Source organism: Pseudoalteromonas sp. SR43-5 (assembly GCF_014163835.1).
Taxonomy (GTDB): Bacteria; Pseudomonadota; Gammaproteobacteria; order Enterobacterales; family Alteromonadaceae; genus Pseudoalteromonas; species Pseudoalteromonas distincta.
Genome location: NZ_JACJEA010000020.1, coordinates 40,885 through 54,405, shown reverse-complemented (window position 1 = coordinate 54,405; position 13,521 = coordinate 40,885). Strand labels below are relative to the sequence as shown.

Annotated in this window: 12 protein-coding genes; 5 read left to right on the top strand and 7 right to left on the bottom strand. The window is 41.0% G+C overall.

Going from position 1 to position 13,521, the window contains the following annotated elements; translation table 11 throughout:
* The first annotated feature begins 3 nt into the window (after window positions 1-3).
* The 4 genes from H5090_RS13080 to glpD all read left to right on the top strand — a co-directional run bounded on the left by H5090_RS13080 (window position 4) and on the right by glpD (window position 5,784).
* Complete coding sequence (locus H5090_RS13080; RefSeq protein WP_182695906.1) at window positions 4-1,008, top strand: Gfo/Idh/MocA family protein; 1,005 nt, start codon at window positions 4-6, stop codon at window positions 1,006-1,008.
* A 29-nt stretch (window positions 1,009-1,037) separates the two neighbouring features.
* Window positions 1,038-2,360: a dienelactone hydrolase family protein gene (locus H5090_RS13075; protein WP_182695905.1), complete on the top strand. Its 1,323-nt coding sequence runs from the start codon at window positions 1,038-1,040 to the stop codon at window positions 2,358-2,360.
* Window positions 2,361-2,567: 207 nt separating this feature from the next.
* The gene (glpK, locus tag H5090_RS13070) at window positions 2,568-4,067 is read left to right on the top strand and encodes a glycerol kinase GlpK (RefSeq protein WP_033013631.1); all 1,500 of its coding nucleotides are present in this window, start codon (window positions 2,568-2,570) and stop codon (window positions 4,065-4,067) included.
* A gap of 211 nt (window positions 4,068-4,278) precedes the next feature.
* Window positions 4,279-5,784 (top strand): glycerol-3-phosphate dehydrogenase, encoded by a 1,506-nt coding sequence (gene glpD / locus H5090_RS13065; RefSeq protein ID WP_182692712.1) that lies wholly within the window; start codon window positions 4,279-4,281, stop codon window positions 5,782-5,784.
* A gap of 59 nt (window positions 5,785-5,843) precedes the next feature.
* On the opposite strand, the gene H5090_RS13060 is transcribed toward glpD, so the two are convergent.
* Window positions 5,844-6,794 carry a 2-dehydro-3-deoxygalactonokinase gene (locus H5090_RS13060; RefSeq protein ID WP_182695904.1) on the bottom strand — a complete coding sequence of 317 codons (951 nt, stop codon included), beginning with the start codon at window positions 6,792-6,794 and terminating at the stop codon, window positions 5,844-5,846.
* 3 nt (window positions 6,795-6,797) lie between these two features.
* Window positions 6,798-7,556 carry an SDR family NAD(P)-dependent oxidoreductase gene (locus H5090_RS13055; RefSeq protein ID WP_182692714.1) on the bottom strand — a complete coding sequence of 253 codons (759 nt, stop codon included), beginning with the start codon at window positions 7,554-7,556 and terminating at the stop codon, window positions 6,798-6,800.
* 199 nt (window positions 7,557-7,755) lie between these two features.
* On the opposite strand from H5090_RS13055, the gene H5090_RS13050 reads away from it, so the two are divergent.
* Window positions 7,756-8,457 (top strand): FadR/GntR family transcriptional regulator, encoded by a 702-nt coding sequence (locus tag H5090_RS13050; RefSeq protein ID WP_024596672.1) that lies wholly within the window; start codon window positions 7,756-7,758, stop codon window positions 8,455-8,457.
* A gap of 208 nt (window positions 8,458-8,665) precedes the next feature.
* Here H5090_RS13050 and accC read toward each other — a convergent pair whose 3' ends face one another.
* The 5 genes from accC to cutA all read right to left on the bottom strand — a co-directional run bounded on the left by accC (window position 8,666) and on the right by cutA (window position 13,366).
* Window positions 8,666-10,006 carry an acetyl-CoA carboxylase biotin carboxylase subunit gene (gene accC, locus H5090_RS13045; RefSeq protein ID WP_002958843.1) on the bottom strand — a complete coding sequence of 447 codons (1,341 nt, stop codon included), beginning with the start codon at window positions 10,004-10,006 and terminating at the stop codon, window positions 8,666-8,668.
* Between the two features lie 26 nt (window positions 10,007-10,032).
* Window positions 10,033-10,497, bottom strand: a complete 465-nt coding sequence (accB, locus tag H5090_RS13040; RefSeq protein ID WP_002958842.1) for an acetyl-CoA carboxylase biotin carboxyl carrier protein — start codon at window positions 10,495-10,497, stop codon at window positions 10,033-10,035.
* Between the two features lie 38 nt (window positions 10,498-10,535).
* Window positions 10,536-10,988, bottom strand: coding sequence for a type II 3-dehydroquinate dehydratase (gene aroQ / locus H5090_RS13035; protein ID WP_002958841.1), 453 nt, complete (start codon window positions 10,986-10,988; stop codon window positions 10,536-10,538).
* Between the two features lie 228 nt (window positions 10,989-11,216).
* A complete protein-coding gene (locus tag H5090_RS13030) occupies window positions 11,217-13,046 on the bottom strand; it encodes a protein-disulfide reductase DsbD (protein ID WP_182695903.1) in 1,830 nt (609 codons plus the stop codon).
* Entirely contained in the window at window positions 13,046-13,366 is a 321-nt protein-coding gene (gene cutA / locus H5090_RS13025) for a divalent-cation tolerance protein CutA (protein ID WP_002958839.1), read from the bottom strand. The genes H5090_RS13030 and cutA overlap by 1 nt, the downstream gene beginning before the upstream one ends.
* Between the last annotated feature and the right edge of the window lie 155 nt (window positions 13,367-13,521).

The window sequence follows — 13,521 nt, the reverse complement described above, 5'->3', positions numbered from 1 at the left end:
AGCATGGCAAAGGTTAATTGGGGAATTATTGGGTGTGGCAATATAGCTCACACCTTTGCTACAAGCATTGCGCATTGCAGTGATGCACAGCTTATTGGCGCGGCATCAACGAGTATACAGCGCGCTAAAGAATTTGCCACACCGTACAATATTCAAGGCTATGAAAGCTATCAAGCTCTTATGCAATGCCCAAATATAGATGCTATTTATATTGCCAATACCCACGATCAACACTTTAAAACGATAGCCCAATGCTTAAAACACAATAAGCACGTGCTAAGCGAAAAACCAATCACCGTTAATGCTAAGCAGTTGCAAAGTCTCACTGAGCTTGCCAAGCAACAAAACTGCTTTTTAATGGAAGGCGTTTGGATGCGGTTTTTACCAGCCATAGTAAAATTACAACAGCTCCTAAGTGAAGGTGTTATTGGTAATGTGCACAGTGTTAATGCCAACTTTAGTTTACCTGGCAGCTTTGCCGACACTCACCGATTAATGAACCCTGTAACAGCGGGTGGCGCCCTGCTCGATTTAGGTATTTACCCTATTTCGATTGCTGATGTGGTATTTAATAAAGCCCCTGAACACATCAAATCCTTTGTACATAAAAGCACAACCGGTATTGATGAGCGAAGCACTGCTTTAGTTGATTACGGTAACGGGCAATTTGCATCTCTTGCCAGCGCATTACAACAAAGTGGCCCAACAGAAGCATGTATTAATGGTGAGCTTGGCTATATTCGAATACCTCAGTTTGTAGGTGCACAAACGCTAGAGCTACACATAAAAGACCAAGACCCTCAGTACTTTGAATACAACTTTAGTGACGATGAAAACTTTAAGTTTGAAATTGCACATGTCACGCAGTGTATATTACAAAAACAAACTCAAAGCAGCGTGTTGCCCCTCAGTACTAGCTTACGAGTTATGAACATAATGGATACCTTGCGAGCACAGTGGCAGCTGCAATACAGCAATGCCGTCGAGTCGGCTGAACTGACTAATTAAAAAATAAAAATACACAACAAGGACACACAATGACACACACACTCAAGGCGCTTTCAAAAGCCATATTACTTGCAACGTGCAGTTTATCTGCCAGTGTAGCTGTTGCTGAATCTAATAAACCAGAGCAGCTATACCCGCCAATCACTAGCGAAGTACTGCCAGAGCTTGCAGCTAAAGGTAGCTACAATGTAGGTGTGCAAACACTTGATTTAGTTAACCCTGCGCAATTTGACCCCGCTACACAAGGTCAAAAAGATCGTCCTTTAAAAGTAGAGGTGTGGTATCCGGCTGCAAATACAGCAAAAGCGCCACTTAGCAGCTACACAGATGAAACTCGCTCAGGTAAAGAGTTTACTTTGCAAGCCGATGCAATGCGTGATGTCGCCATTAATAATAAAGAGCACTACCCTGTGATAGTGCTTTCGCACGGTTATACCGGTTACCGTACAATTATGTACTACCTTGGCGAGCATTTAGCGTCGCACGGTTACATTGTGGTAGCTATTGACCATACTGACTCAACCAATGCCGATGTTGATTTTAAAAACGCACCGTTCTCTGGCTTTTTTAGCACGCTTATAAATCGCTCACGCGATCAGCAGTTTGTAATTAATTACTTTAATGAGCAAAACAACTTTGCCAGCAAGCAGATAGATAACAAAAGCGCAGGTGTAATTGGTTACTCAATGGGTGGCTATGGCGCGGTAAATACGATAGGTGGTTGTTACGCTTTTAATGAGCAAACTACGGCTATGTTTACGGGTATGAAAGACCCAGCTCAAATTAAAAAAGTACAGCAATTACTAAACAGCTGCGCTGGTGGACAATACCAAAACCCAAAAATAGACCCTCGTATAAAAGCGATGGTGGCCTTTGCACCGTGGGGCGGACAGCACGCTATATTTGATGCCAAAGCAATGGCAAATATTAAAGTACCTTCGCTTTATGTAGCCGGTAACTTAGATGACATTTCAGGCTATGAAGGCATTAAAAGTCTTTATGAACAAACAGGCAGCAAATATAAGTACATGCTTACTTACAAAAATGCACGCCATAATATTGCACCACACCCAGCCCCTGCTATTGCACAAAGCAGCAGTGAGCTAGATATAGGCCATTACTACGAGCCTTCGTGGTCTATGCGCACACTAAACGAGACCAACAAACACTTTGTACTTGCCATGATGGATTGCCACGTAAAAGGCATAGCCAGCGAGTGTAAATACTTAGATTTACCACAAAACGGCGACCAAGCTGTTGTTGATGGTAAGCCGCTGCCACAGTGGCGCGGGTTTGATAATCGCTTTTCTACCGGTATGGATTGGCAACAAGCTAAACCTCACACCAAGTAATAATAAGCTTTAAGCGGTTATTTTAATCAATAGCCGCATACGCCCTTAAAATAATGCAAAAATAAAACGCCTTTTATATAAAAGAGTTACCAGCAAATATCAGCGTGTTTATTTTTTAATCTGCTATTTTAAGAAAAAACCATTGCCATTAACTTCGGTTAAAGGCAATCTAGTCATATATAAGATAAGATAAATAACACAAATATCATGTCCAAATACATACTCTCAATTGATCAAGGAACCACAAGCTCTCGGGCCATCTTGTTTACAAAAGATGCAGACGTTTTTGGTACAGCACAACAAGAATTTTCGCAGCATTTTCCACAAAATGGTTGGGTAGAACACGACCCTAACGATATTTGGCAAACAGTGCTTAGCACTAGTCGCGAAGTGTTAACTAAAAACGATGTAAAGCCTGAAGAAATTATTGCCATTGGTATCACCAATCAGCGCGAAACCACTTTGGTATGGAACAAAAAAACAGGCAAAACAATTTATAACGCTATTGTATGGCAAGACCGTCGCACCAGTGACTATTGCGAAAGCCTAACAACTGATGAGCTTTGCCAAACAATAAGCGATAAAACAGGCTTATTACTCGACCCTTATTTTTCGGCCACTAAAGTTCGTTGGATTTTAGATAACGTTGAAGGCGCACGCGAACAAGCCCTTGCAGGCGAACTCGCCTTCGGTACGGTTGACACTTACCTACTTTGGCAGCTAACTGGCGGTAAAGAGCACCGAACCGATGCAACCAATGCATCGCGCACCATGTTATTTAATATTCATACCCAGCAGTGGGATCAAGAGCTTTTAGAGTTATTCGATATTCCAGAATCTATGCTGCCAGAAGTAATGGATTCAGCTGACGAGTTTGGTTCAACCAGCGCTGACATTTTTGGCGCGCCAATTCGTGTTTGTGGTATTGCAGGCGATCAACAAGCTGCGCTTGTAGGACACGCATGTTTTGAACAAGGCATGGCTAAAAGTACTTACGGTACTGGCTGTTTTTTAATGCTTAACACTGGCGAAAAAGCACTGACCTCAGAAAACCGCTTACTGACCACTGTTGCTTATAGATTAAACGGCAAGCCAACTTACGCCATTGAAGGCAGTATATTTATGGCTGGCGCAACTATGCAGTGGATTGTTGAAGGCTTAAAACTACTTAGCCATGCTGGCGAAAGTGAGTCGATGGTTAAAGATGTACCGCTCGATCATGGTGTATTTTTAGTGCCTTCGTTTACTGGTTTAGGCGCTCCTTATTGGGACCCTAATGCACGTGGCGCTATTTTAGGGCTAACACGCGACTCTGGTATTAGCACTATTGTTGCTGCAGCGCTGCAATCAGTTGGCTACCAGACCAAAGATTTACAAAAAGCGATGGAGCGTGATGGCCTTCGCCCAAGTGTGCTTCGTGTAGATGGCGGTATGGTAAAAAATAATTGGGTTATGACCTTTTTATCAAATATTTTAGGTGCAACAGTTGAGCGACCAACAGTGACCGAAACCACCTCTTTAGGGGTCGCTTATTTAGCAGGCTTGCAAGCAGGTGTGTACGAGTCAACTGAACAGTTATCTAAAATGTGGACATGCGACCGTCGCTTTGAGCCCACCATGAGTGCCGACGAGCGTAACGATCTATACGCAAAATGGCAGCACTGCGTAGCTCAAGTGTGCTTAACGAATAAAAACTGCCCGCAGTAAATACTAAGTGGTTAAGGCCAGTACTTTAGCCACTTTGCTTTTTTAACTTAGCTAAATGCTAGATTTAAAAGGCATGTTTTACTGCTTTAAATTGAAAATGGATTGGCGTCAAAATTAACGAATAAAAAACTGGGTTTTCTATTGTCAAATGAAAACAGCAGCTTTATGATGTTTATGTCTTATTTATATTACAAATAAAAAGGTTAGCTCGGTGGAATTAGCAGATAACGAATATGACTTACTAGTCATCGGTGGCGGTGTAAACGGCACTGGAATAGCAGCTGATGCAGCTGGCAGAGGGTTAAAAGTTCTATTGTGCGAACAATCAGACCTTGCCTGTGCAACATCTTCAAACAGTTCTAAGCTGATCCACGGCGGTCTGCGCTACCTTGAGCATTACGAATTTAGATTAGTAAAAGAAGCGCTAGCAGAGCGTGAAGTGCTACTTAAAAACGCACCTCATATTATGTGGCCGCTAACCTTTAGATTGCCGCATCAAAAACACCTCCGCCCTGCGTGGATGATTCGTATTGGCTTGTTTATGTATGACAACCTAGCAAAACGCGAAACACTAGCGGGTTCTCGAAGCATTAAATTTGGTGAAAATAGCGTTTTAGAACCCTCTATTACTAAAGGTTTTGAATACTCAGATGGCTGGGTTGATGACTCTCGCCTAGTCGTTTTAAACGCCCTAGCAGCGCAGCAAAAAGGTGCTGTTATTACCACGCAAACTAAGTGTGTACATGCTAAACGTGAGCAAGGTAAATGGCAGGTAACGCTTGAGCAGCAAAAGAGTAAAGCTAAATACACCATTTCTGCCAAAGGGATTGTTAATGCTGCGGGTCCTTGGGTTGCTAAATTATTTGACGAAGCACTAACAGAAAAATCACCACAAAATATTCGCCTTGTAAAAGGTAGCCACATTGTAGTGCCTCGTATTCACGATGAAAAACAAGCTTATATTTTACAAAATAAAGATCAGCGTATTGTGTTTGTTATTCCGTTTGAAGATGACTTCTCACTTATTGGCACAACCGATGTAGAACACAAAGGTGAAGCACAAGACGTTAAAATTAGTGATGAAGAAATTGATTACTTAATTGATATTACTAATACCTACTTTAAACAACCGATTAAACGCGAAGACATAGTACATACCTTTTCTGGTGTACGCCCATTACTTGATGACGAATCAGTTAATGCACAAGCCGTTACTCGCGATTATAAATTAGAGCTTTCGAGTGATGCTAAGCAAACACCACTATTGAGTGTGTTTGGTGGAAAAATTACTACTTATCGTAAACTTGCCGAAGCTGCGGTTAATAAGCTTGAAGATTTTTATCCGCAAATGAGCAATGCGTGGACCAAACATAGTCCGCTCCCTGGTGGTGATTTTAGCTCTGTAGAAGCACTTAAATCAGAGTTAAAAACAAAATACGAATGGCTACCTGAAATAACACTTAAACGCTTTGTACGCACTTATGGTACTCGTGCTAAACATATTTTAGGTAGTGCAACTGGGCTGAGTGATTTAGGCCAGGATTTTGGCCATGGTTTATTTGCAGCAGAAGTAGATTACTTGCTAAATGAAGAGTGGGCAGAAAACGCATACAATATTTTATGGCGCCGCAGTAAATTAGGACTACGTTTTAATGAGGCGCAAGTTGCTGCGCTTAATGATTATATTGAGCATAACCAAGCAGCTAAAAGCGCTTAATTATTCAGTTATAATAGCTTCCTGTTAACCCCTTTATAATTTAACCGTTATAAAGGGGTTTATTTTTTTGACTCTAAATTAAATAAATAATTAAAGCCACTAAGCGTCGCTGTTTTAATATCAAACTCAACACACTTCACACCTATTTGGTTAAGCGCCGTAGTAAAACACTTATTCAGCTGCTTTGTGCCAATCACCACAACTTGTGTATCACTTAATAATTGCCATTCACTAGCGTGGCGAGCTGCTCGTACATCGCTGCCAATTAATACACCCGACAAATAGGCTTTAGCTTGTACTGGCGTTAACTCCTTTGAAAGCTGGCGGGTACGCACACTAAAAATACCATGTGCCAAGTTACCGCTATCACTACCTAAAGTTAGCTCACAGCCTTGCTCAAATGCTTTAAAGTCAAACTCACCTTCTGCACAGTCGTTAGGAATTAAAACACTTTGATGACATAACAAATCATATAACTCACCGGTCATGGCTGTTTTAAAGCAAATGATTTCGCCATTGTTTATAAGCACCCATTTGGTATGTGTGCCAGGCAAACAGAGTAATATTTTACCTTGTTGATACTCTGGGTTTTGCTTTAAAAACCCTAAAATTTGCAGCTCTTCACCGCGCATTACATCAAACAAGCCATTTTGCAGCGTACACTTTGTGCCAGGTAACGCTTTAATAATATGTCCATCGCAATCAAAGCTAACAGCAGCATTAAGTAACCCTTCGGGATTAATTGGGCATTCTAAATAAGGTGTTTCGTGCCAGCCGATGCTTGAGGTGATTTGTCCTGCAATATATATAGGTAAGCTGCCATATTCTTGCTTCCACACCGCAATGGTGTCGATTAGGGTTTGCTCAAAATTTTGATTTGCCTTAACAACGCCAGGGCCATCACGTTGTGCTAATAGTTTAAGTGTTGATTGCGCTCGTACTTCGCACAAATAAGCGCGTAAATGGCTCGTGCCCCAGTCAACAGCAATAAAAAGAAATGAAGTAGCCAAGCTTTAAAGCCTCCCACCGTCAATTTTAATACTTTGCCCGGTGATCATACTGCTTTCATTGGCGGCTAAAAAGAGTGCCAAATTAGCAACATCTTCAGGAGTTACTAATTTTTTAAGCGCCATGGCTTCCATCCACTTAACTTGCTCTTCTTCGGTAAACCAGCTTGCTAGTTGACGGTCGGTAGCCACCCACCCTGGTAAAATAGCGTTAACGCGAATACCAAACTCGCCGTAATCGCGAGCCAGTGCCTTAGTCATACCAATTAGGCCTGCTTTTGCGGTTACATAGCCTGCCATTTGAGGTTGCCCCATAATAGCGTTAATAGAACTAAAGTTAATGATACTGCCCGCTCCATCGCCCTTCATAAAAGACATAGCAACTTGAGATGCAAAAAATGCAGGGTTTAAGTTTATTTGTAAGCACTGATCCCAGTCTTGCACTGTAACGTCTTCGCTTGCTTGACGGCGATCGTTCGCTACATTATTAACTAGTACATTAATGGCACCAAAAGCGGCGCATGCATCCACAAGTGATTGCTGAAGTGCATGAGAGTCAGTTACATCAACTTGCCTATACCATAGTTTTGCATTGGGTAAATCACGAATAAGCGATTGCGCTGCCTTATCATCAATATCTATAAATGCTACTTTTGCATTTTGGTTTACAAAGGATTTAACCATTGCTCTACCAATGCCTGATGCACCGCCTGTAATAAAAATAACTTTACCAGAAAGACTATGATATTGAGCTAGGGTGTTCAAATTCAACTCTCCATACAGCGCATTTTCAATTTTATTTAAACCCTTTATAAACTTACATTTACAGTATAAAGAGCCAAACTAAGTCGTTATTGCTGTGTTAAAATATTTAGCTAATTAAAAGTTTATATCATATCCTTAAGTACATTAATATGATATATGATATATAATAAAGCAATATATCAACTCGGAATCCTGCGCAATGAAAAGCCAACCCCGTCAAAATTTAACACAACAATTAACCCACGATTTGGGTTTTGCTATTGTGCGTGGTGTTTACCCTGTAAGCGAAGGCCTGCCTTCTGAAGCCGATTTATGTATAAAGTATGATGTAAGTCGCAGCGCTACCCGCGAAGCGGTAAAAATGCTCTCTGCTAAAGGGTTAATTTCATCGCGTCCTAAGCAAGGTATTCGTGTATTACCTGAAAGTAGCTGGAACATGTTTGATACCGACGTACTACGTTGGATTTTAAGCAGTAAGCCATCACTGTCGTTATTAAAAGAGTTTACTCAAGTACGCGTAGCCCTTGAACCACAAGCGGCCGCTCTTGCAGCACTAAATGCAACTGCTGAACAACTCGCTGATATAGATAGTGCCTTAGCCCGTATGGCTGAAGCAGACGAAGGCTTAGACGACCCATTAGAAGCCGACATTGCTTTTCATACCAGCATATTAGTGGCCAGTAACAATCGCTTTTTTGTGCAGTTAACTGAGTTTATTAGTACAGCCCTTAGAGTAAGTATTCGTTATACAAACCACATTAAAGGTGTACCGGGCGCAGATGTTGCTAAGCACGCTGATATTTTAGAGACTATAAAGTCACGCGATCCTGAGCGCGCTAAAAAAGCAGTAGAAACAATTTTAGAAGAAGCACTACAGTTAATTGAATCTAAATTAGTGTAATGTTAGTTCAACATATTATATAAATATTGAGTCCATCGAATTTACTCTTTGCAGTATATTTTATGGACTTTTTTATTGCCTATAAAACTTAAATTACAGGCATTAAAAAATCCGATATCAGTCTCCTGATATCGGATTTTCAATTATTTAAATCAGCTTAATAACTCGGGTTATTAACTAAGATAAAACGCCTTTTTACAGACTAGAATTACAATCCTAATTTCTTCTCAAGATAGTGGATGTTAGTACCACCATTTTGGAAGTTTTCATCTGCAAGAATTCTCTTATGCAAAGGAGTATTAGTTTTAATTCCGTCAATTACTAGCTCGTTAAGTGCATTGCGCGCGCGGGCAATAGCTACGTCACGGTTTTCACCGTAAGTAATTAACTTACCAATCATTGAATCGTAATGTGGTGGAACCGTATAGTCAGCGTAAATATGGCTGTCCCAACGAATACCTAAGCCACCAGCAGGATGGAAACGTGTAATTTTACCCGGTGAAGGGATAAACGTTTCAGGGTCTTCAGCATTAATACGACACTCAATGGCATGACCACGAATAACAACGTCGTCTTGCGTGAATGATAATGGTTGACCCGCAGCAATTTTTAACTGCTCTTTGATTAAATCAATACCAGTAACCATTTCAGTTACAGGGTGTTCAACCTGAATACGTGTATTCATTTCGATGAAGTAAAACTCGCCGTTTTCGTATAAAAACTCAAACGTACCTGCACCGCGGTAACCGATTTCGATACATGCACGTGTACAGCGTTCACCAATAAATTTACGTGTTTCTGCAGTAATACCTGGCGCTGGTGCTTCTTCAACTACTTTTTGGTGACGACGTTGCATAGAACAATCACGTTCACCTAAATGTACTGCATTACCTTGGCCATCTGCTAATACTTGAACTTCGATATGGCGTGGGTTTTCAAGGAATTTCTCCATGTAAACCATGCTATTACCAAAGAACTGCTTAGCTTCTTGCTGTGTTAATGCAATTGAATCAATAAGTTCAGATTCGCTACGAACAACACGCATACCACGACCACCACCGCCACCAGCGGCTTTGATGATTACCGGGTAACCGATTCGTTTAGCGATTTGCATGTTACGTTCTTTATCATCTGATACCGGACCATCAGACCCTGGTACACATGGAACGCCTGCTTTACGCATTGCTGAAATAGCAGAAACTTTATCACCCATAAGGCGAATAGTGTCACCTTTTGGACCAATAAATACAAAACCACTTTGCTCAACTTGGTCGGCAAAATCAGCGTTTTCTGCAAGGAAACCGTAACCTGGATGAATCGCTACAGCGTCAGTTATTTCAGCCGCAGCAATAATGCGCGGGATATCTAAATAACTTTCAGTTGCTGATGGTCTACCAATACAGATGGTTTCATCTGCAAGCAATACATGCTTAAGATCGCGATCCGCCGTTGAATGCACAGCAACCGTTTTGATCCCAAGCTCTTTGCAGGCGCGCAATATACGAAGTGCAATTTCACCTCGGTTTGCAATGACTACTTTATCTAACATTAGAGTTGGCCTTTTAGGTTACGCTATTATTCAATGATGAATAGAGGTTGATCAAATTCTATTGGCTCGCCATTTTCAGCTAAGATAGCTCTTACTGTACCGGCTTTATCTGACTCAATTTGGTTCATCATTTTCATAGCTTCGATAATACAAAGCGTATCGCCAACTTTAACTTGCTGACCAACTTCTACATACGCTGGAGCTTCAGGAGACGCTGCTGCATAGAAAGATCCAACCATTGGTGATTTAACTTGATGGCCAGTAGGTTCTGCTGGAGCTGCTGCTTCAACTGCTACAGGAGCTGCTGCAACTGGAGCTGGGGCTGCTGGCGCCGGTGCATATTGCTGTGGAGCAAACTGCGGGTAACCAGGGCCTGCGCTCATGTTGTTACGGTTAATACGTACTGATTCTTCACCTTCAGTGATTTCTAGCTCAGCAATACCTGATTCTTCTACTAATTCGATAAGCTTCTTTATCTTGCGAATATCCATTACACGACCCGCCTGTTTGTTTGTGTGTTAATTTAAAATTAAATCGAGTTTTTCAACCGGCTCACAGCGGCATTTAATGCTGCGTGGTAACCCATTGCACCTAATCCACATATCACGCCTTGTGCCACATCAGAAAAATACGAATGATGACGAAAGGCTTCACGTGCGTGCACATTACTTAAGTGCACTTCAAAAAACGGAATATCAACACTTAGCAATGCATCACGTAATGCAACGCTTGTATGCGTAAATGCAGCAGGGTTAATTATTATGTAATCAACCGCTTGCCAAGCACTGTGTATTCGCTCAATGAGGGCTTGCTCACTATTACTTTGAAAATGTGCTAACTCAACATCTAGACTATCAGCGGCACTGGTTAGTTCGCTCATAATTTCACTTAGCGTTTGAAAACCGTATTTATCCGGTTCACGTTTGCCAAGCATGTTCAAATTTGGACCATTTATAACTAAAAGGTTAAATTTTGCAGCCATAATACGCGATATATCCTATAAGTAATGAGTTAAGCGGTTGCTAAGTAGTTTTTCGCTTTTAAGTAAGCAGAAAAAAGTAATGTAGCAACAAATTCTCACGTTAACCAACTATTATAGTGATTTCGATGTAAATAGCAGCAAAATACTGGTCCAATCTCTATTTTGGGAACGAATAACTAGGAGGGAGTCGTAAGCCACTTGGTATATCCAAGTGGCTCTATTGCACTATTATTGTGCGCTGGCGCGCACTGTAGCAAGGTGTTTAGCAAAATCTTCTGCGTTTAAAAAGCCGGTTACACGTTGTGTAGTTAGCTCTTTACCTTGGGTGTTAAAAAACAAAATACTAGGTAAACCAAACACGGTGTACTCTTCCATTAACTCAATTGTTTTATTGTCACTGTTAGTTAAATCAACTTGAATTAGCTGATAATGGCTAAATTCACTTTGCACTTTGGCATCTGGAAACGTGTAATGCTCAAACTCTTTACACGCCACACACCAGTCAGCATATAAGTCGACCATAACCATTCGACCTTCATTACTCGCTTGCGCTACGGCCTCTTTTAGCTCAGCTAAATCCGCCACCTTTTTAAACTCATTACTTTGTGAGCTTACTTGCACAGCTTGTACTGGCCAAAAGTAGTTTTTAGTTAACGTAAACCCTGTCATAACTAATAGCGTTGCAGCAAACCATAATGCAGTTTTTAACTTGCTTTGTGTTTGGCTACTTTGCCAGTGATGTAGGTAAAGTGCCGTTGCTAATGCAAGCACACCGGCCATTAATAATATAATGTCGGCGCTTACTAGTCTCTCAAGTAATATAAGCGGCACAACAAGCATTACAAAGCCAAACAAAGTTTTAACTTGCTCCATCCAACCACCTGCTTTAGGCAGTAATTTACCACCAGATGTACCAAGTAATAAAAGTGGTAACCCCATACCTAAACTAAGCACGTATAGCGTTAAACCACCTACTAAGTAATCACCACTTTGCGCTACAAATAAGAGCGCTGCCGACAGTGGCGCAGTAGTACACGGTGATGCTATTAATCCCGACAGTACGCCCATTAAAAATACGCCAACGTAGTTGCCGCCTTTTTGATTGTTACTTACCTGAGTTAGCTTGCTCATCATACTGCTTGGCAGTTTTATTTCGTACCAACCAAACATCGACATAGCCAATAATACAAATAGTAAACTAAAGCTAACTAATACAAATGGATGCTGTAAATACCCCTGCACTTGCCCACCAAGCGCCGCAACAACTAAACCAAGCGCTGCATAGGTAACTGCCATGCCTTGTATATATACAAACGACAACGCAAACGCTTTTTTAGTTGAAAGGTTTTGCTGACCCGCAATTAAGCTCGACAAAATAGGAAACATTGGAAATACGCAAGGCGTAAAAGCAAGGCCTACACCAACAACAAAAAATATAAGTAAATTAGTTATTAAGCCCTGACTTGCTAACTGTTCAGTAAAAGTAAGTTCTTTTTCGGTATCATCCGAATTTGTTGTAGGTTCAGTAGCTGGCTCGTTGAGTGCTGCAAATGTGCTTTGCGCAGTTGCTGCTTCATCTGTAGTGTTATTTTGGTCTACACTTTTAACCTGTGCACCACTAATAACACTAAGTGGGATGCTGATTACTTCTGGTGGATAGCAAAGCCCTGCTTTTGCACAGCCTTGGTAACGAACTTTAACCACAGCGCCTTCGGTTACATTACTTAGCTTACTAATAACACTCGCGGAATTAAAAAAAACCTCTGTTTTACCAAAAAATTCATCTTCAATAATTTCGCCACGGCCAGAATCGCCTACTTGAATGTTTGCACCTTTGGCGATAATTTCTATTTTCTTTTTATATAAATAATAGTCTGGCGCTATATCCCAACCTACAAACAAGGTACTGCCTTGCTGGTCAAAATCAAAAACAAACGCTTGGTCTACAGGTAAAAAAGTCTGTTGCGGAGGCCCAAGTAGATCACCAAGCACATTATTAGTCGCAGCCTTTACGGGTACAGTTAATAATGTAACCAACAATAAAAAGAAAAAACGCATTAATTCAGTACCTCGTCCATCCAATTAAAATACGCCAAATTACCGGTTGAAACTTCTACAACCTGAATCTCCGGCACTTCGTAGCTATGTAGCTCTTTTATTGTTAAAAACACATCGTTCATTTTATCTGCTTTTGTTTTTATAAGTAGCTTGGCTTCAGTTGCTTCTGCTACTTCGCCCTCCCACATATAAATAGAGCCCATGTTAGGTAAAATATTTACACAAGCTGCTAGCTTTTTTTCTACCAACGCCCTTGCTAGGCTGCGTGCTTCTGCTTCGTCTTTGCAAGTCGTAAAAATCATTTTAAAATGCGTAGTCATTATGAACCTATTCTTATTGGACAGTGTCTAGCTTCATAGTATCTGATAGCCGATACAATGTGTAGACGCTTAAATATCAGTAAAATGACTATACCTATGCCCTAACCTTGAAAAGAGACCTAGTCACCCTCATTTATATTTCATCAACTCTTTTG

What these genes read in the sequence shown, in the direction of transcription:
- H5090_RS13080 (WP_182695906.1), top strand. Translation starts at nt 4, where the DNA reads ATGGCAAAGGTTAATTGGGGAATTATTGGGTGTGGCAATATAGCTCAC.
- H5090_RS13075 (WP_182695905.1), top strand. Translation starts at nt 1,038, where the DNA reads ATGACACACACACTCAAGGCGCTTTCAAAAGCCATATTACTTGCAACG.
- glpK (WP_033013631.1), top strand. Translation starts at nt 2,568, where the DNA reads ATGTCCAAATACATACTCTCAATTGATCAAGGAACCACAAGCTCTCGG.
- H5090_RS13050 (WP_024596672.1), top strand. Translation starts at nt 7,756, where the DNA reads ATGAAAAGCCAACCCCGTCAAAATTTAACACAACAATTAACCCACGAT.
- accC (WP_002958843.1), bottom strand. Translation starts at nt 10,006, where the DNA reads ATGTTAGATAAAGTAGTCATTGCAAACCGAGGTGAAATTGCACTTCGT.
- accB (WP_002958842.1), bottom strand. Translation starts at nt 10,497, where the DNA reads ATGGATATTCGCAAGATAAAGAAGCTTATCGAATTAGTAGAAGAATCA.
- aroQ (WP_002958841.1), bottom strand. Translation starts at nt 10,988, where the DNA reads ATGGCTGCAAAATTTAACCTTTTAGTTATAAATGGTCCAAATTTGAAC.
- H5090_RS13030 (WP_182695903.1), bottom strand. Translation starts at nt 13,046, where the DNA reads ATGCGTTTTTTCTTTTTATTGTTGGTTACATTATTAACTGTACCCGTA.
- cutA (WP_002958839.1), bottom strand. Translation starts at nt 13,366, where the DNA reads ATGACTACGCATTTTAAAATGATTTTTACGACTTGCAAAGACGAAGCA.